At 71.3% G+C, this 17,466-nt stretch carries 20 protein-coding genes and 1 riboswitch; of the genes, 7 read left to right on the top strand and 13 right to left on the bottom strand.

Features of this window, described 5'->3' with window-relative positions; all coding sequences use genetic code 11:
- Nucleotides 1–42 precede the first annotated feature (42 nt).
- Complete coding sequence (locus M3Q23_16485; GenBank protein ID MDP9343652.1) at nucleotides 43–1,047, bottom strand: 2-oxoacid:ferredoxin oxidoreductase subunit beta; 1,005 nt, start codon at nucleotides 1,045–1,047, stop codon at nucleotides 43–45.
- A 59-nt stretch (nucleotides 1,048–1,106) separates the two neighbouring features.
- Nucleotides 1,107–2,945, bottom strand: a complete 1,839-nt coding sequence (locus M3Q23_16490) for a 2-oxoacid:acceptor oxidoreductase subunit alpha (protein ID MDP9343653.1) — start codon at nucleotides 2,943–2,945, stop codon at nucleotides 1,107–1,109.
- A gap of 145 nt (nucleotides 2,946–3,090) precedes the next feature.
- Here M3Q23_16490 and M3Q23_16495 point away from each other — a divergent pair, with 145 nt between their 5' ends.
- Together M3Q23_16495 and M3Q23_16500 are read left to right on the top strand one after the other, a co-directional pair.
- Nucleotides 3,091–4,047 (top strand): aldo/keto reductase, encoded by a 957-nt coding sequence (locus M3Q23_16495; protein MDP9343654.1) that lies wholly within the window; start codon nucleotides 3,091–3,093, stop codon nucleotides 4,045–4,047.
- A gap of 4 nt (nucleotides 4,048–4,051) precedes the next feature.
- Complete coding sequence (locus M3Q23_16500; GenBank protein MDP9343655.1) at nucleotides 4,052–5,236, top strand: aromatic ring-hydroxylating dioxygenase subunit alpha; 1,185 nt, start codon at nucleotides 4,052–4,054, stop codon at nucleotides 5,234–5,236.
- A gap of 4 nt (nucleotides 5,237–5,240) precedes the next feature.
- Here M3Q23_16500 and M3Q23_16505 read toward each other — a convergent pair whose 3' ends face one another.
- The 5 genes from M3Q23_16505 to M3Q23_16525 all read right to left on the bottom strand — a co-directional run bounded on the left by M3Q23_16505 (nucleotide 5,241) and on the right by M3Q23_16525 (nucleotide 9,551).
- Nucleotides 5,241–6,206, bottom strand: coding sequence for a methionine synthase (locus M3Q23_16505; protein ID MDP9343656.1), 966 nt, complete (start codon nucleotides 6,204–6,206; stop codon nucleotides 5,241–5,243).
- Entirely contained in the window at nucleotides 6,203–7,183 is a 981-nt protein-coding gene (locus M3Q23_16510; GenBank protein MDP9343657.1) for a methylcobamide--CoM methyltransferase, read from the bottom strand. The genes M3Q23_16505 and M3Q23_16510 overlap by 4 nt, the downstream gene beginning before the upstream one ends.
- Nucleotides 7,184–7,244: 61 nt before the next feature.
- Nucleotides 7,245–7,377, bottom strand: a riboswitch (SAM-I-IV-variant riboswitch).
- A gap of 66 nt (nucleotides 7,378–7,443) precedes the next feature.
- Complete coding sequence (locus M3Q23_16515) at nucleotides 7,444–7,803, bottom strand: iron-sulfur cluster assembly accessory protein (GenBank protein ID MDP9343658.1); 360 nt, start codon at nucleotides 7,801–7,803, stop codon at nucleotides 7,444–7,446.
- A gap of 46 nt (nucleotides 7,804–7,849) precedes the next feature.
- Nucleotides 7,850–8,380 carry a YbaK/EbsC family protein gene (locus tag M3Q23_16520; protein MDP9343659.1) on the bottom strand — a complete coding sequence of 177 codons (531 nt, stop codon included), beginning with the start codon at nucleotides 8,378–8,380 and terminating at the stop codon, nucleotides 7,850–7,852.
- A gap of 34 nt (nucleotides 8,381–8,414) precedes the next feature.
- Complete coding sequence (locus tag M3Q23_16525) at nucleotides 8,415–9,551, bottom strand: glycerate kinase (protein ID MDP9343660.1); 1,137 nt, start codon at nucleotides 9,549–9,551, stop codon at nucleotides 8,415–8,417.
- 54 nt (nucleotides 9,552–9,605) lie between these two features.
- On the opposite strand from M3Q23_16525, the gene M3Q23_16530 reads away from it, so the two are divergent.
- From M3Q23_16530 to M3Q23_16545, 4 genes are read left to right on the top strand one after another with little or no spacing between them, the layout of a single operon-like run.
- Nucleotides 9,606–10,448, top strand: coding sequence for a maleylpyruvate isomerase family mycothiol-dependent enzyme (locus M3Q23_16530; protein MDP9343661.1), 843 nt, complete (start codon nucleotides 9,606–9,608; stop codon nucleotides 10,446–10,448).
- A gap of 7 nt (nucleotides 10,449–10,455) precedes the next feature.
- Entirely contained in the window at nucleotides 10,456–11,181 is a 726-nt protein-coding gene (locus M3Q23_16535; GenBank protein ID MDP9343662.1) for a TMEM175 family protein, read from the top strand.
- On the top strand, nucleotides 11,178–11,753 hold the full coding sequence (locus M3Q23_16540) for a sigma-70 family RNA polymerase sigma factor (GenBank protein ID MDP9343663.1): 576 nt from the start codon (nucleotides 11,178–11,180) through the stop codon (nucleotides 11,751–11,753). Before M3Q23_16535 ends, M3Q23_16540 begins: the two co-directional genes overlap by 4 nt.
- Nucleotides 11,743–12,456: a zf-HC2 domain-containing protein gene (locus M3Q23_16545; protein ID MDP9343664.1), complete on the top strand. Its 714-nt coding sequence runs from the start codon at nucleotides 11,743–11,745 to the stop codon at nucleotides 12,454–12,456. The genes M3Q23_16540 and M3Q23_16545 overlap by 11 nt, the downstream gene beginning before the upstream one ends.
- 37 nt (nucleotides 12,457–12,493) lie before the next feature.
- Here the strand turns inward: M3Q23_16545 and M3Q23_16550 are convergent, their stop codons facing one another.
- From M3Q23_16550 to M3Q23_16575, 6 genes are all read right to left on the bottom strand, one after another.
- Nucleotides 12,494–13,474, bottom strand: coding sequence for a GNAT family N-acetyltransferase (locus M3Q23_16550; GenBank protein ID MDP9343665.1), 981 nt, complete (start codon nucleotides 13,472–13,474; stop codon nucleotides 12,494–12,496).
- A gap of 13 nt (nucleotides 13,475–13,487) precedes the next feature.
- Nucleotides 13,488–14,051, bottom strand: a complete 564-nt coding sequence (locus M3Q23_16555; protein ID MDP9343666.1) for a class I SAM-dependent methyltransferase — start codon at nucleotides 14,049–14,051, stop codon at nucleotides 13,488–13,490.
- 63 nt (nucleotides 14,052–14,114) lie between these two features.
- Nucleotides 14,115–14,720 carry a GNAT family N-acetyltransferase gene (locus M3Q23_16560; protein ID MDP9343667.1) on the bottom strand — a complete coding sequence of 202 codons (606 nt, stop codon included), beginning with the start codon at nucleotides 14,718–14,720 and terminating at the stop codon, nucleotides 14,115–14,117.
- A gap of 8 nt (nucleotides 14,721–14,728) precedes the next feature.
- Nucleotides 14,729–15,784 carry a calcium/proton exchanger gene (gene cax / locus M3Q23_16565; GenBank protein MDP9343668.1) on the bottom strand — a complete coding sequence of 352 codons (1,056 nt, stop codon included), beginning with the start codon at nucleotides 15,782–15,784 and terminating at the stop codon, nucleotides 14,729–14,731.
- Between the two features lie 51 nt (nucleotides 15,785–15,835).
- Nucleotides 15,836–16,288, bottom strand: coding sequence for an SUF system NifU family Fe-S cluster assembly protein (locus M3Q23_16570; protein MDP9343669.1), 453 nt, complete (start codon nucleotides 16,286–16,288; stop codon nucleotides 15,836–15,838).
- 43 nt (nucleotides 16,289–16,331) lie between these two features.
- Nucleotides 16,332–17,168 (bottom strand): hypothetical protein, encoded by an 837-nt coding sequence (locus M3Q23_16575; GenBank protein ID MDP9343670.1) that lies wholly within the window; start codon nucleotides 17,166–17,168, stop codon nucleotides 16,332–16,334.
- Between the two features lie 25 nt (nucleotides 17,169–17,193).
- On the opposite strand from M3Q23_16575, the gene M3Q23_16580 reads away from it, so the two are divergent.
- Nucleotides 17,194–17,466 (top strand): hypothetical protein (locus tag M3Q23_16580; GenBank protein ID MDP9343671.1); only part of this gene is annotated, 273 nt, incomplete at its 3' end.

The following is a 17,466-nucleotide window of genomic DNA, read 5'->3' on the forward strand; positions in this document are numbered from 1 at the left end:
AGCGCAGCCGGAGCGAGTTCGCGAGCGAAGCGAGCTAAACGGCTACTTGACCGTCCAGGTGTCCCCGGAGTGCAACAGCCGGGTCAGGTCGCCGGCCCCGAGCTTGGCCGTGGCCTGCTCGATCTGGGCGTCCATGGCCTCGCCGTACACCGGCCGGGCGGTGTCCCGGAACACCCCGATGCAGGTGGGCTGGGTGGGCCGGCGTGACAGGTGGGCCAGCTGGAAGGCCAGGGTGGGGTCCTCGCGGTGGGCGTCGTGGACGACGATGCGCTCGGACGGGGTCGACTCGGCCTCCCCGATCTCCAGGCGGCCGTTCTCCCCGATCGCCACGCAGCGGCGGCCGTCGTCGAACACCACCGGCTGGCCGTCCTCCAGGCGGATCTGGTTGTGCTGGGCGCCGTGCTGCTTGTCCCGCACGGCGTCGAACGCCCCGTCGTTGAACACGTTGCAGTTCTGGTAGATCTCGACGAACGCGGCTCCCTGGTGCTGCGAGGCCGCCCGCAGCACCGAGGTGAGGTGCTGCCGGTCGTTGTCGATGGTCCGGGCCACGAAGGTGGCCTCCGCCCCCAGGGCCAGCGCCACCGGGTTGAACGGGTGGTCCAGCGACCCGAAGGGCGTGGACTTGGTGACCTTCCCCTCCTCGCTGGTCGGCGAGTACTGCCCCTTGGTCAGCCCGTAGATCTGGTTGTTGAACAGCAGGATCTTGAGGTTCACGTTCCGCCGGAGGGCGTGGATCAGGTGGTTGCCCCCGATGGACAGGCCGTCGCCGTCGCCGGTGATGACCCAGATCGACAGGTCCGGCCGGGAGGTGGCCAGGCCCGTGGCGATGGCGGGGGCCCGGCCGTGGATCCCGTGGACCCCGTACGTGTCCATGTAGTACACGAACCGCCCGGAGCATCCGATCCCGGACACGAACACCGTCCTGTGCGGCGGGACCCCCAGCTCCGGCATGAACGACTGCACCGCGGCGAGGATGGCGTAGTCCCCGCACCCGGGACACCACCGGACCTCCTGGTCGCTGGTGAAGTCCCTCTTCGAGAACGCCAGCGGACCCGTGACGGCCTGGCCGTTGCCGTGACCGTTCGCCTGGCCGTTGCCGCCGTCGCTCACTGGATCCTCCGCAGGATCTCGTTCTCCAGCTCTTCGGGCACGATGGGGAGTCCTTGGACCTTGTTGAACCCATCCGCCGGGACCATGAACTCCGCCCGCACGATCCGCACCAGCTGGCCCGTGTTCATCTCCGGCACCAGGACCTTCCCGTACGAACGGAGCACGTCCCCGGTGTTCCTGGGAAGGGGGTTGAGGTGGCGCAGGTGCGCCGAGGCCACCTTTTGGCCCCGCGCCCGGACCCGCCGCACGGCCGCCCGGATGGCCCCGTATGTGGAGCCCCATCCCAGCACCAGCAGCTCGGCTCCCTCCTCGTGGTCCACCTCCAGCGGCGGGATGTCGCCGGCGATCCCGGCGATCTTGGCCGCCCGCACCTCCGTCATCCGCTCGTGGTTGAGGGGGTCGTAGGAGATGTTGCCGGTGACGTCCTCCTTCTCCAGGCCGCCGATGCGGTGCTCCAGGCCCGGCGTCCCCGGGACCGCCCACGGGCGGGCCAGCTTCTCGTCCCGCAGGTACGGCATGAACTCGCCGTCCTGGTTCGGCTCGGTGGTGAAGTTGGGGTCGATCTCCGGGATGGCGTCGATGTCGGGGAGCAGCCACGGCTCGGAGGAGTTCCCCAGGAAGGTGTCCGACAGCACGATCACCGGCGTGCGGTAGGTGATGGCCAGGCGGGCCGCCTCGATCGCGGTGTCGAAGCAGTCCGAGGGAGTGGCCGCGGCCACGATCGGCAGCGGCGACTCGCCGTGGCGCCCGTACATCGCCGCCAGCAGGTCCGACGCCTCGGTCTTGGTGGGCATCCCGGTGGAGGGCCCGGCCCGCTGGACGTCCACCACGATCATGGGCAGCTCCAGGGTCACCGCCAGCCCCATCATCTCCGACTTCAGGTCCAGGCCGGGGCCGCTGGTCCCGGTGACGCCGAGCGCTCCCCCGAACGCGGCGCCCACCGCGGCCCCCGCCGCGGCGATCTCGTCCTCCGCCTGGAGGGTGCGCACGCCGAAGTTCTTGCGCCGGGACAGCTCGTGCAGGAGCTCCGAGGCCGGCGTGATCGGGTAGCTCGCGTAGAACAGGGGCAGCCCGCTCTTCACGCTGGCCGCGATGAGCCCCCACGCCAGCGCGCTCGCCCCGGAGACGTTGCGGTACACGCCCGGCCTGGCCGGGAACGGCTTGACCTCGTAGCTGTGGGCGAAGACCTCGGTGGTCTCGCCGAAGTTGTAGCCGGCCTTGAACGCGGCCATGTTGGCGTCGCGGATCTCCTGCTTGGAGGCGAACTTCTCCTCGATCCACTTGATCGTCACGTCGGTGGGACGGCCGAACATCCACGAGATCAGCCCGAGGGCGAAGAAGTTCTTGGACCGCTCGGCGTCCTTCTTGGTGATCTCGAGGCCCTCGGTGGCGCGCACGGTGATGGAGGTCATGGGGACGCGGAACAGCTGGTAGCTGTCCAGGGTGCCGTCCTCCAGGGGATTGGCCGCGTACCCGGCCTTCTCCAGGTTCCGCTCCACGAAGGCGTCCTCGTTGACGATCAGCGTGCCGCCCTTCTCCAGGCTCCCCGCGTTCACCTTGAGGGCGGCGGGGTTCATGGCCACCAGCACGTTCGGGCGGTCGCCCGGCGTGAGGATGTCGGTGGACGAGAAGTGGATCTGGAAGGCGGACACGCCGGCCAGCGTGCCGGCGGGAGCCCGGATCTCGGCCGGGAAGTCGGGCAGGGTGGCCAGGTCGTTGCCCACCATGGCGGTGGCGGTGGTGAAGCGGTCGCCGGTGAGCTGCATCCCGTCGCCGGAGTCACCGGCGAAGCGGACGACGACGCGCTCGCGTTCCTCGACTGCCTTGGGCGCCATGGCTCCTTCTCGTTCAGCGGGCCAAGCCCCCCGGTCGGCGGGCAGAGCCCCCATCTGCAACGATGGTATCGCTTCCGGAGGCCGGCCCACGCCGCCGCCTCCGGATCCGGCGAACGCGCACCGTGAGCGACACGGGAGGAGCTCCATGAAGATGCACAGGCTCGGCTCGCAGGGACCGGAGATCTCGGTGATCGGCTTCGGGGCCTGGGAGGCCGGCGGCGACATGTGGGGGCCGAATCCGCCGGAGGACGAGGTCATCGCCGCCATCCGCACCGGCCTCGACGCCGGCATGAGCTGGATCGACACGGCCGAGGTGTACGGGCGGGGCAAGTCCGAGGAGCTGGTCGGCCGGGCCCTGGTGGGACGGCGCGACGACGTCTTCGTAGCCACCAAGGTCGGCCCCGAGCCGAGCGGGAGCGGATTCCGGGCCGAGGAGGTCCGGGAGGGCTGCCTGGCCAGCCTGAAGCGCCTGGGGACCGATTGGATCGACCTGTACCAGCTGCACTGGCCGGACGGCACCGGCGTCCCGCTGGAGGAGACCTGGGCCGGGATGGCCGCCCTGGTGGAGGAGGGCCTGGTCAAGTTCATCGGGGTGTCGAACTACGGCCGCGAGGACATCGAGCGGTTCATGTCCGTCCGCCACGTGGACTCGCTCCAGCCGCACTTCTCCCTGCTGCACCTGGACAACCGGGAGCTCATCCGGTGGTGCGGCGATCGCGGGATCGGCGTGGTCGCATACGGGCCGCTCGCCTTCGGCCTGCTGACCGGCGCCATCACCACGGAGACCACGTTCGATCCCCGGGACTGGCGGAGCGGCAACGGGTCCAGCGACCTGTACGACCGCCTGTTCGCGCCGGGCAGGATCGAGCGGAGCCTGGCCGTGGTGGACGGCCTCCGGCCCATCGCGGAGCGGCTCGGCGCGACCGTGGCGCAGGTCGCGCTGGCTTGGGTGTGGCACCAGCCTGGGGTCACGGCCGCCATCGCGGGGAGCCGGGACCGGCGCCACGCGCAGGACAACGCGAAGGCGGGAGACCTCGAACTGGACAGCGCCACGTTCGCGGAGATCGAGGCCCTCATCTCCCTCGGGCCGGACTTCGCATAGCGCCGTGGAGCCGCCGGCAGCCCCCGTGGACGCCGCCGGCCTGGAGCGGGCCCTGGCGCCCTTCGGCCACAGCCGAATGCTCCCGGCCGAGGCGTACACGTCCGCCGAGGTCCTCCGGTGGGAGGAGCGGGCGTTCTTCGAGGGCTCGTGGTTCTGCGCCGGCCGGGCCTCCGACGTGGCCGAGCCGGGCGCGCAGCGCGCGGTCCGGGTGGGCTCGGAGGGCGTCCTGCTGGTCCGGGACGGCGGCGGGACGCTCCGGGGGTTCTTCAACGTCTGCCGCCACCGCGGGCACGAGCTCCTGGAGGTGGGCGACGCTCGCCAGCACACCGTCATCCGGTGCCCCTACCACGCGTGGGTGTACGACCTGGACGGGACGCTCCGGGGGGCGGCCGGGTTCGAGGAGACGCCGGCCGAGGCCCTCGCACCGGTGGCCGTGGCCGAGTGGCTCGGCTGGGTGTTCGTGAACGCGTCGGCCGAAGTGACGCCGTTCGCCGAACACGCCGGGGGGCTCGACGCACTTCTGGCCCCATGGGAGCCAGAGCGGTTGATGGTGGCGGCCCGGGAGGAATACGAGGTCCGGGCCAACTGGAAGATCGTCGGGGAGAACTACCACGAGTGCTACCACTGCTCGAGCATCCACCCCGAGCTGTGCCGGGTCTCGCCGCCGGACAGCGGGGAGAACCTGGAGCCGGACGGGGCCTGGGTGGGCGGCTTCATGGAGCTCCTCGACCGCGCCGAGACCATGTCGATCTCTGGACGGAGCGACGGCGTCGTGCTGCCCGGCCTGGACGAGCGGCTGCGTCGCCAGGTCCTGTACGTGCACGTGTTCCCGAACCTGCTGGTCAGCCTGCACCCCGACTACGTCCTGACCCACCGGCTCCAGCCCACCGCCCCGGACCGGACCACCGTGCAGTGCGAGTGGCTGTTCCCGCCGGAGGCCGTGGGCAGGGACGGCTTCGACCCCGCCTACGCCGTGGAGTTCTGGGACGTCACCAACCGCGAGGACTGGCGGGCCTGCGAGTCGGTCCAGCGCGGCGTGTCCTCCCGGGCCTTTCGCCCCGGCCCGCTGTCGCCCCGCGAGGACGCCGTGTACCGCTTCATCACGCTGGTCGCCAAGGGTTACCGGGACGGGAAGGTGACGACGCCGTCACCGGTGGCCGCCCCGGCCGCTCCGGCCCTCGGGTCCTGAGCCTCTACAGCTCCGCGCGGACCTTCCGCGTCGCCTCGACGACCACCCGCAGCTTGGCCTTGGCCTCCTCGACCGTCCGGGTCTTCAGCCCGCAGTCCGGGTCCACGAACATCCGCTCGGGCGGGATGACCTCCAGGGACCGCCGGATGCCGGCCACCACCTCGTCCACCGACTCGATGCGGTGGGAGTGCGAGTCCACCACGCCCAGCCCGATCGACTTCGTGAACGGGTACTCCCGGAACGCCTCCAGCAGGTCGTAGTTCGAGTTCGCCAACTCCAGGTCCAGCTGGTCCACGGGGAGGTCCAGCATCTTCGGGTACGCGTTGTGGAAGTCGCCGTAGCAGATGTGCGTGATGGTGTGGACCTCGAGCCCCTCCGTGGCCACGCCCAGCGCCTTGATGGCCAGGTCCAGCTCGTCCATGCGCGTCGACACGGCCGGCTCGTCGATCTGGATGTACTTCGCCCCCGCGGCCTGGAGGTCCAGGGCCTCCTGGTGGATGACCTCGGCCAGCGCCATCACCAGGTCCTCGCGGGTGTCGTAGAACTCGTTGAACGACCAGTCGCAGATCGTGTACGGCCCGGTCAGCATGCCCTTCACCGGCCGGTCGGTCAGCGACTGGGCGAACCGCCACCAGTCCAGCGTGATGGGATGCTCGCGGACGATCTCGCCGGTGGCGACCGGCTTGCGGTAGTAGCGGTTCCCGTAGGAGCGAACCAGACCGCCCTGGGTGAACCCGGGCAGCTCCTCGGCGAAGAACGCCACCATGTCGCCCCGGTACTGCTCCCCGTCGACGATGACGTCCATGCCGATCTCGTCCTGGAACCTGATCCAGTCGGCGGTGGCCTCCCGCTCCAGGGCGGTCAGCTCCTCCCGGGAGATCCGCCCCCGGGCGAAGTCCGTACGCGCCGCCAGGATGTGGTCGGGCTTCGGGAGGCTCCCCACCTGCGTCGTCCAGAGCCCGTCGGTCATCTCAGCGTCTCCTTCACCTCGGCCAGTCTTCGAACCTTCCGAACCGCCGCGTCTCGGGGCAGGTACTCGAGCCCGCACGACGGCGCGATCCACAGCCGGTCAGGATCGACCGCCTCCGCCAGCCGGGCGATCTCCGCGGCCAGCCGCTCGGCCGGCTCCAGCTTCGTGTTCCTCGCGTCGACGACCCCGGCCTCCAGGACCCGGTCCCCGGGGAATTCGTGCACCGCCTCGGCGTTCGCCGGCCCCGACACGAAGTCCAGATGGAATCCGCCGAACGGCAGCTCGAAGAAGGCCGGTCCGTGCGCCGTGACGTCCCCGAAGTAGGTGGCCAGCACGGTGGTCGCCTCCACTCCTTCGACCAGCCGCTCCGCCACGTCTGCCAGCGCGGCCAGGTCGCCCGGAGGCTGTCCCGGCACCGCCGCCAGCGCCGGCTCGTCGAACTGCACCACGGTCGCGCCGGCCCCAGCCAGGTCCCTGGCCTCGGCGTTCAGCGCCGCCGCCAGGTCGCGCACCAGGGCCTGACGGTCGCCGTAGTGCTCGTCGTGCGACAGCGCGGCCAGCGTGTAGGGCCCGCACAGGACCGCCTTCACCGGCACCGGGCTGTGCTCCGCGGCGAAGCGGAACTCGTCCACCAGGATCGGCGCGGAGCGGCCGACGGGCCCCTTCACCACCGGCTGGCGGAAATACGTGTTGTTGTCGAAGTACCGCAGCAGGCCGGACACGGAGAAGCCCTCCAGCCCGTCGGCCAGCCGGGTCAGGGGGTCGTCCCACCGGACCTGCCCGTCCGTGGCCAGCTCGACCCCGGCGTCCGCCTGCTCCGCCAGGATCTCCGCCACCAGGGCGTCCTTGGCTGCGTCGACGTCCTCCGGGGAGGCCTCGCCCCGGTCGAGTGCCTGGAGCGTCTTTCGCAGCCGGAACTCCCCGCCCTCCCTGGGCGGGCGGGGGTAGGACCCCACCACCGTCACCGTGTATGCCATCCCTCTCCTTCCTCACAACGCAAAGAAGGGCCCGCTCACCGGGAGAGCGGACCCTCGGTCCAGCCGGACATTTCGTTGCCCGGGCCGACCCTCAGGCCGACGGGGCCACATCCCCGCTGATGCGGGAGGCACCTTGGGTGTCCGTCCCAGGTTGCCGTTCCCGGCGTCATGCCGGGACTCTCCCGATGCGAACCGAACGCTAGCAGCGCCCCGCGGGCGTCGTCAATGAGACGAAGGTCTCGGCTCGAACGTGGGGGCAACTAGTGGAACGAATGCCCGCAGGCGCAGGTTCCCTGGGCCATGGGGTTGTCGATGGTGAACCCGGCCGCCTCCAGGGTGTCCACGAAGTCGATCGTGGCCTTCGAGATGTAGGGGGCGCTCATGCGGTCCACCACCAGCCGGACCCCGAACTGCTCGTCGGTGACGTCCTGGTCCCCGAGCTGGTCGTCGATGTACATCGCATAGCGGAGGCCGGAGCACCCACCGGGCTGCACCGCGACGCGAAGCGCGATGTCGGAACGGCCCTCCTCCGCCAGGAGCTCCTTGACCTTGCCGGCGGCGGACTCGGTGAGCTGGATGAAGGCGGTCCTGGTCTGCGTGGAAACCGTCTGCTCGTTCACGGCGCATAGTATACCCGGAGGTGGCGATGTGATCCCCGTGGGGGATTCATTCCTCCCGGAAGTCGGCCGGGACGCCTCCAGAGGCCTCCAGGAGGGCCGTGGGCGTGATCGCGAACACGGCGTCGGGCGTCCCCGCCGCAGCCCACACCTCCCGGTAGCCGAGCAGGTCGCGGTCCACCAGCACCTGGAGCGGACGCGGATGGCCGAACGGGGGCGTGCCCCCGATGGCGAACCCGGTGGCCTCCCGTGCCTCCTCGGCCGAGGCTCGCCGGACCACCGCGGCGCCGGTGAGGGCGGCCAGCCTGTGGACGTCCGCCCGGTTCGCCCCCGAGGTCAGGGCCAGGACGGGCCGGTCGTCCGCCACGAACACCAGCGACTTCACGATCTGCCCGACCTCGCACCCCACGGCCCGCGCGGCGTCCGGAGCGGTCTTGGTTCCCTCGGGAAACCGGCGGACCTCGATGAGCAGGCCGCGAGCCGCGGCGGCCTCCTCCACGCGGCGGATGGACCGGCTCGTGGGCACGCCGTCCGCGGTCACCGGGCGCATCGCCTCACGGCGCATCGCCTCACGGCGCATCGCCTCACGGCGCCTCCCCTCACGACGCCTCCCCTCACGACGCCTCCCCGATCGGCCCCTCGGCCGAGCGGGCCATACTCTCGGCCACCTCCCGAAGCGCGCTCCGGGTGTCGCCGAAGGCTCGGGCCGCGCCCACGGCCTCCACCAGCGAGACCACCGGCACACCCTCGAGGCGGATCTCGGCCTGGCCGCACACCACCGCCACCGGCTTGCCGGCGCGGCGGGCCGCGGACAGCACCCCGGCCGGGACCTTTCCGCGCAGCGACTGCCGGTCCAGCTTCCCCTCGCCCGTGATCACCAGGTCCGCCCTCGCCAGCCGATCGGCGAACCCGACCGCCTCCATGACCACGTCGACGCCCGGGCGCATCTCGGCGCCCAGGAACGCCATGAGCCCGGCCCCGAGCCCTCCCGCCGCCCCGGCTCCCGGGCGATCCCGGACGTCGACCCCCAGATCCCGCCGGATGACCTCGGCGAAGTGCGCCAGCGCGGCGTCCAGCGCCGCGACGTCCTCGGGGGTCGCCCCCTTCTGGGGCCCGTACACGGCGGAGGCTCCCTCCGGGCCCACCAGCGGGTTGTCCACGTCGCTGGCCACCACGAACCGAACGCCCCGGACGGCGCCGGCGAGGCCGTGGGCGTCGATACGGTCGAGCGCGGCCAGGGCCGCCCCGCCAGGGCCGAGGTCCCGGCCGTCCGCGTCCAGCAGCCGGACCCCCAGGGCCTGGGCCATGCCGGCCCCGCCGTCGTTCGTGGCGCTCCCCCCGATGCACACGATCAGCGAAGCCGGCGGCGGGGTCTGCGCGCACGCCGCCAGGATGAGCTGGCCCGTTCCGAAGGTCGTGGTGACCTTCGGATCGCGACGGCCCGGCGGCACCAGCTGGAGCCCGGACGCCCGGGCCATCTCCACCACGGCGGTCCGGCCCAGGGCGGCGTCGACCAGGCCGAACTCGGCCCGAACGGGGTCCCCCACCGGCCCGGTGACCGTCGCCGCGATCCGCCGGCCATCGAGCGCGTCCACCAGCGCGTCCAGGGTTCCCTCGCCTCCGTCCGCCAGGGGCACCTGGTCCACCTCATCTCCCGACCGGGCCCGGCGCCATCCTTCGGCGATCGCCCCGGCCACCTCCGACGCCGTGGCGGTGCCTCGGAACTTGTCGGGGGCCACCAAGAGGCGCACGAGGGGGAGGGTACAATCCGCCGCGATGCCCGGCTTCCTCATTCGATCACCGGCATGGGTCGGCGCATGACCATCGACCGCGAGCAGATGCTGGGCGTGGCCCGGCACGAGCGGGAGGGCCTCGGCCGGACCATCCAGTCGACGGATCCGGCCGCGTGGGATCGCCCCTCGGGGTCGGGCGATTGGCGCTGCCGCGACGTGGTGGCCCACCTGGCCAGCACGGAGGTCGCCGCGGCCGCGGTCCTGGCCGGGGAGGCCCCCACCGAGCTGGAGGAGTACCTGAAGTCCGAGGAAGGGGCCAATCCCACCCTGGACGGGTTCAACCGGTTCGCCGTGGAGCGTCGGGCCCAGGTTCCCTTTCGCCAGGTGATCCTGGAATGGGGCCGGGCCGCCGACCTGTTCCTGGGCAGGGCGTCGCTGGTCACACAGGGCGACTGGGACGGTCGGCGGGTCCCCTGGGTGGCCGGCGAGATCCCGCTTCGGTACCTGGTCCAGTCCCGGATCGCCGAGTGGTGGAGCCACGGCGAGGACATCCGGGCCGGCGCCGACCTGGAGCCCCGCCGGGAGCACTGGCCGATGTACGCCGTGAACGACCTGGCCATCCGGGCCCTCCCGTGGGCCCTCGGGCTGGCCGGGCTGTCATACCCCGGCAAGAGCGTGCTCTTCGAGCTGGAGAGCGGGGGCGGCGGGACCTGGCACCGGGGGCTCGGGCCCCGGGAGGTGCCGTCGGAAGGCAAGCGCCCGGACGCCACGGTGGCCGGGCGGGGCTACCCGTTCGCCCTGGTAGCCAGCCGGCGGGTGCCGGCGGAGGAGTTCCTGGCCGACGGCACGCTGGTGGTGGCGGGCGACGAGGAGCTCGCCCGCGCGGTCCTCCAGCACATCCGCTTCTTCGGGTAACGCGCCCGTGGGAGACTCCGACACCTCCCGCCTGGAGACGTTCTCCGACGGTGTGATCGCGATCGCGATCACGCTCCTGGTCCTGGACGTCCACGTCCCGCACGCCCGGCACGGCGCGTCGTTCGCCCGGGAGCTGGGTCGACAGTGGCCCAGCTATGCGGGCTACGTCGTGAGCTTCCTGACCGTCGGCATCATGTGGATCAACCACCACCGCATGTTCAAGCTGATCGGCCGCGTGAACCACACCTTCCTGATGCTGAACGTCGTGTTCCTGATGACCATCGCGGCGGTGCCGTTCACGACGGCCCTGGTGGCGGAGCACATCCGGGACTCGGATACCAGGACGCTCGCCGCGGTGCTCTACGGAGGCCTGATGGTGGCCGTCGCGATCATGTTCAACCTGGTGTGGCGCTACGCGGCCCGAGGACGGCGCCTGCTCGATCCGGCCGCGGACGCGACCGCCATCGAGCAGATCAACCGGAGCTACGTCCTGGGACCCATCGCCTACGGGACGGCCACGCTGCTCGCGCTGGTCAACCCCTGGATCAGCCTGGCGCTGTACGCCTCCCTGGCCGTCTTCTACATGCTGCCCGGGACCAGCCCGCGGTCGGAAGAGCTCCTGGCCGAGACGGCCCCGCCCGCAGGAGCGGACGCGGCCGGCCAGCCGGTGCAGCCGGGACCGCCTGCAAGCCAACCACCCGGCTCGCCCGTAGTACCGGACGAAACCAATTGAAACGGACACGCGCGCAGCCCGATCCGCAGGACCGGAGCCTGATGCGGGCGTACGCGGCCGGCGACCGCTCCGCCGCGGAGCGGCTGTACGACCGCTACGCCTCGCGGGTGTACGGGCTGGGCCTGGTCATGCTGGGAGACGAGGCTGCCGCGGAGGACTTGGTGCAGGACACGTTCGTGAAGATCCTGAGGAGCGCCGAACGGTACGACCCCACGCGGGGGTCCCTCGACACCTGGGTGCTGCTGGTGGGCCGGAGCCTGGCCCTGGACTCGCTGCGGCGCCGGGTGCTGCACTCCCGGATGCTGGAGGCCACCCGGCCGGCCGGAGAGGCGGACGAGAGCCCGGGGCCGGATTCGGTGGCGGAGACCCGGGACATGGTGGACCGGGCCCGGCACGCCATGGGGAGCCTCTCGGATGGCCAGCGGGCCGCCCTGGAGCTCGCATACTTCGGGGGGAAGACCAGCACGGAGGTCGCGGAGCTCGAGGGCATCCCCATCGGCACCGCGAAGACCCGCATCCGCACGGCGCTGATCCGGCTCCGCCAGGCCCTGGAGGTGGAACGTGAACTGTGACCTCGTGCGCGACCAGCTGGCCGAGCACCTGCTCGGCACGGTGTCGCCGGAGGAGGACCTGGCGGTCCGCGGGCACGTCCGGGGGTGCGGCCAGTGCCGCCGGGAGCTCGGCATGCTGGAGGAGGGCCTGTCCACGTTCGCCCAGGCCGCTCACCAGGCCACCCCTCCCGAACAGCTCCGCGAACGGGTCCTCACGGTGCTGGAGGAGGAACGGGCCGACCGGCCGGCGCCGGTTCGCCGCTTCACGCCCGTGCTGGTGCTCCAGGCCGCGGTGGTGGTCCTGCTGGCCGGAGCGCTGGCGTGGGGATCCCTCGCCACGATCCACGCGGGCCATCTCTCCAGCCAGGCCGGGCGGTACAAGAGCTTCCTGACCGCGCTGGGCGGCCGGGACGTCCGCGTGGGGACCCTCCAGCCCGGCGGGACCCGCGCCGTCGAGGGCAGCGCCATCCTGTACGACTCCGACGTCGGCCAGTCGTGGGCCCTGGTCCTGGTCCGGGCGCCCGGCCTCTCCGGCCAGGCCCGGGTCATCCTGACCTCATCGTCGTCCGACCGGAATATCGAGCTCCATCCGCTGGTGTTCTCCACCGACGGCGAAGCCTCCTCGTGGCTGGTCACCCCCGCCGACATCAGCCGGTTCGACCGGCTGAAGGTGATCACCTCGGATGGGCGGGTGCTGGCCAGGGGCCACATCGCCGCCGGATGACGGCTCCGGGCTGACGGGCGCTCCCTGCCCCTGCCCGCTACCTGCCCAGGACCAGCCGCTTCACCGGACGCGGGCGCGCCCCGAAGCGGTACTTGTAGGCCAGGTCGCCCTTCAGCAGGTCGAACCGCCGGCACCCGTCCGCGATGGCCCGGTCGATCAGGTCGGCCACCAGCACCATCCCGGGCGCCAGGCCGCGGTGCCCCCGGTCGAAGGCGGAGTTGTACAGGTACGTGGTTTCCCGAAAGGTGAACGCGATGGCCCCGGCCATCCGCTCCCCTCCGGCCTCCAGGAAGGCCAGCCGGAAGATCCCTTCGGGAAGGAACGTCTCCCCCAGTCGCCGGAAGAAGATCTCCATGCCCGGCACCATGAACTTCCCCTTGGGGCCCTCGCTGGAGCGGTGCAGGGCCACGAACCTGCCCAGGTCGTCCTCCAGGGTCTCGGTGGTGGCCAGGACCAGCGCGTGCCTGCCGACCTCGCCGTCCAGCCGCCGGGCCTTTCGCCGGATCTCGTGCCGGAGCTTGCTCGGCAGGCCCGCCAGGTACTCCTCGTAGGTCGGCGGGAGGTGCAGACAGGGCGCCACGCTGTCCTCGGCCACCTGCGAGGAGAGCCCCTCCCCCGCCGCGGCGTCCTGGAGGCGGGACAACCATGGGGAGTCCTCCGGCAGGCCCCGGAGGTCGGCGTCGGTCCACCAGTCCAGCCCCGCCACCGCGTCGATGAGCTCCTTGGCCACCCGGTCCTCGGTCCCCGGAACGGCCACGGGGCCCATGTAGTCGGTGACCTCCGTGCCGCCCAGGAACCGGAGGGTCCGGCCCAGGCGCTCGAAGGCCACCGCGCCGACGGTGCGGCCGTCCTCCTCGGCGAAGGCCAGCAGCAGCTCGACGTCCTGCCCGAGCTCCTCCCAGTACAGCTTCAGGTAGCGAGGGGCGTGGAAGAACGTCGCCCCCGGGTCGGCGTCCACCACCTCGGACCAGTCCCGGCGCAGGAAGTCCCGCGGGTCGTCGGAGAACGAGATCCGCATCGGTACCCCGGCCTCAGCGATCCAGCACGAAGACGCTGTGGGGATAGGTCATCAGGGTGGGCCACCTGGGCCGGTACGTCTCCGTGCGCACGATCGACAGGTCGCGGGCCTTGAACAGCTCCACCCACTCCTCCGTTCGCCGGAAGGTGAAAGGGGTGGGCACGCGATGGCGCTGGTTGAGCACCCAGTCCCAGGCCTTGTTGAACGCCAGGTCCAGCCGGCTCCCCGGTGTGTCCTCCAGCACGACGATCCGGGACCGGGCGATCCGTACCGCCTCGTCCAGCAGGCGTTCCTGGTCCGCCAGGCGGTCCACGTGATGGAACACGAACAGCAGCATCACCACGTCGAACGAGCCGTCGGCCACCGGCACCTGGAACGGGTCGTCCAGCCCCAGGAACTCCAGGCTTCCCTCCCGGTTCCGGTACGAGACGACGTCGGTGAGGGTGGGGCGCACCCCCACGTGATCCCGCAGCCACCGGCTGATGAACCCCGTCCCGGCGCCCAGATCGAGCACCGTCTGGCCGGGCTCCAGCCACGGCGCGACCTTGCTCCCGATCTCGTTCTCCCGCAGGAACATCCAAACCATGATAGGGGCACCGGCAGCTCCGGCTTCGGGAAGTCCTGACTTCGGGCGGGTCGGCTAGAGCCGAAGCTGCATCCGGATCGACCCGGCGGCGGGGAGCAGCCGGCGCTCGCGTTCCGACATGAGGCGCCGCTCGACCTCCACGAACCCGGCGCGCTCGTAGAACCGCCTGGCCCCCTCGTTCTCGATCCCCACATCCAGGGTGACCGATCCGAACTTCCGCCACCGGGCCACCTCCACCGCCGCCGCCATCAGCTCCCCGCCCACACCGCGGCCTCGGTGGCCGGACCCCACCGCCAGCGAGGAGACGTACAGCGAATCCCGGGGCACCGCGGGCTGGATCCGGTCCAGGACCCTTCCCCGCCGGAGGAGCCGCCACCCCCGGTGCGGCGCCGCCCGCAGCATGACCAGCCCCGTGGTCACGCGCAGCCTGGGCCACAGCTCCCCCGGCACGGCCAGCAGCAGCCCGATCACGCTTCCCGGGTCGCCGGCCACCAGGCCGAAGCGGTGGCTGAGGATGGTCCGCGGGGAACGAAACGCGGCGGCCGCCGCCCCGAGCGCCGCGTCGCGGCTTCCGTAGATGAGCTCGAGGCTCGGGGAGGGTTCCAGGATCAGCGCGGCGGCGGCCTCGGCGTCGCCCGGCACCGCCCGCCGAACGGCCATTTCCCGCCTCACAAGCTTCGGACGAAGAAGAACGAGATGGCCATGATCGCGTACGCCGCCACCAGCTGGGCGCCTTCCAGCCAGTTGCTCCGGCCGTCCAGCGAGATGACCGCCACGATCAGCGTGGACAGCCCCACCGCCACCACCTCGAACGTGTCGAACACGAAATCCATGGGATGCCCCAACGCCAGGCTGATGAACACCAGGACCGGCGCCACGAACAGGGCGATCTGCGTGGAAGATCCGGTGGCGATCTCCAGGGTCACGTCGACCTTGTTCCGCAGGGCCATCGAGACGGCCGAGCTGTGCTCCGCGGCGTTGCCGATCACCGGGACCACCACCAGCCCGACGAAGAACCTCGACAGGCCCAGGTCCGCCAGGGCCGGCTCCAGCGCCCCCACCAGGATCTCGGACTCCACCGCCACCAGCGCGGTGGCGCCGATCAGCACGAGCAGTGCGGCGCGAGCGCTCCACTCCGGGCACTCCCCGCTGGCGGTCGTTCGGAACAGGTGCTCGTGCGTGACCAGCGTGAACACCAGCGCGGCCACGTACAGCGCGATGAGGATGGCGGCCACGGTGACGCTCACCACCTGCCGCTGCACCGAGCTCTGCCGCCCCGCCGACAGCACGAACAGGGCCGGCATGACCAGCCCGATCACGGCCAGGAGCATCGAGGACGAGTGCACGGCCGCGGACCGCGCGTTGAACTCCTGCTCTTTGTGCTTGAGGCCCCCCAGCAGGAACGACAGCCCCAGCACCAGCAGGAGGTTCCCGATGATCGAGCCGATCAGCGACGCCTTCACGATGTCCAGCTCGCCCTTGGAGATCAGGAAGATCGAGATGATCAGCTCGGTGACGTTGCCGAACGTGGCGTTCAGCAGGCCGCCCACGCGGGGCCCGGCGTGCAGCGCCAGCTGGTCCGTGCCGCGCCCGATCAGGCCCGCCAGAGGGATGATCGCGCCGGCCGCGGTGAGGAACGTGGCCAGCTCCTGGTTCGTGGCCAGGTCCACTGCCAGCGACACCGGAACCAGGATCAGGAGCCAGGACAGGTTCGGCTTCCGCACGAGCGGGAGCGTAGCCGGTGCGGGAGTTGGTTTCCGGCCGGCGGTGCCCCGCTAGCCGCGGGGCGCTTCGGCGCCGGCCTTTCCCGAGCCGGCCAGCGCCTCCTGGAGCACGTCCCACGCCAGCACGGCGCACTTGATCCGGATGGGGTACTTGACCACGCCCTTCAGCGCGACCAGGTCGCCGAACTCCTCCTCCGTCGGCTCGACCTCCCCCGCCATCATGCCCCGGAAGTCCGCGGCCAGCGCCTTCGCATCCTCCACCGAGCGACCCTTCACGGCCTCGGTCAGCATGGAGGCCGAGGACTGCGAGATGGAGCATCCCTGTCCCTGAAACGCGATGTCCGCGACCGTGCCGTCTTCCACGCGCGCGAACACGGTGATCTCGTCCCCGCACAGGGGGTTGTTCTTGGAGCACGACAGCTCCGCCTCCGGCATGGGCCGCTTGTTCCGGGGGTTCTTGTAATGGTCGAGGATAACTTCCTTGTACAGGTCGTCCAGGCTCATGTCCCAAGTCTACAGGCGCGCTCCGGGCCCCCGGGATGGATGGTCAGAACCCGGCCTGGGCGGTGGGCTGGATTGACACCCACACTGTTGCCCGTTCGACGGCGATGGACTCCGGGAACCCGCCCACGGGGATGGTGGCCACGATGTCCAGGGTGGCGGGGTCGATCTCGAGCACCTGCCCGTCAGGCCCGTCGCCCACGTTGCCCGCCACCCACACAGCGCCGCTCCCCACGGCTAGCGTCCTGGGGTGCTGTAGGACGAGGGGTACCGAAGTCCGGACCACGTTCCGATCAGGATCCACCACTAGCAGGATCCCATTGTCAAGAAGCACCCAGACGGAGCCCTCCCCCGCCGCAACGGCCAGGGGCTGCGCCCCCTGGATGGGAACGGTGCCTACGACTCGGCTGGACCGGGTATCGATCCGGTACATCAGTCCATCGAACGAGTCCAGCGCCCACAACGCGCCTTCCCCGAAGGCGATCCCGTCCCGCGACGCCACGGGGTTCTTCAGCGGGATCGATCCCCGGTCCTCACCGGTCAGCACGTCGAACCGGTACAGGCGGTCCTCCTGATCGTCCAGCGCCCATACCGAGCCGTTCGCGATGGTCACGGATGCGGTGCATCCGAACGCGTTCGGCGAACGGGGCAGGGCGATGGATCGGACTATCGTGTCGGTGGACGGGTCGATGGCCACGAGGTTCGCGCCGTTGCCGCAGGAGGCCCACACCCACGTGTGTCGAGCGACCGCCAGGTCGTAGGGAGACACGCCGGTGATCCTGGCTTCGATTTGCAGTGAATCCGGATCGACGTGGAGGAGCGGGGAGTGCGCGAACAGATCGCTCGTTCCCTGGCCCATCCACACACCCCCCTGCCCGGCCACCACCGGCCCAGCGAAGTCCCCGCCGATGACGGCCGAACTGACGCTGCGGGCCGTCCGGGCATCGATCGCCGTGAGCGTGACGGCCGTGATCTTCGGGACCGGGCTGGACGTCGCGGACGGAGAGCCGCCGGGCCCCGGACCCGTCGAGGAGGTGGACAGCGGACTCGGCGCCGAGGAGCCGTTCCGAAGGAGCAGGGCGACCACAACCGCAGCCAACACAGCCGCCGCCCCCAGGCCCGAGGCCACCGCCGCCCGGGTTCGCCGCGGACGCGGCGGCGGGGTCGGCGGGGCACTGCGG

Source organism: Actinomycetota bacterium (assembly GCA_030774015.1).
GTDB lineage: Bacteria > Actinomycetota > UBA4738 > UBA4738 > JACQTL01 > JALYLZ01.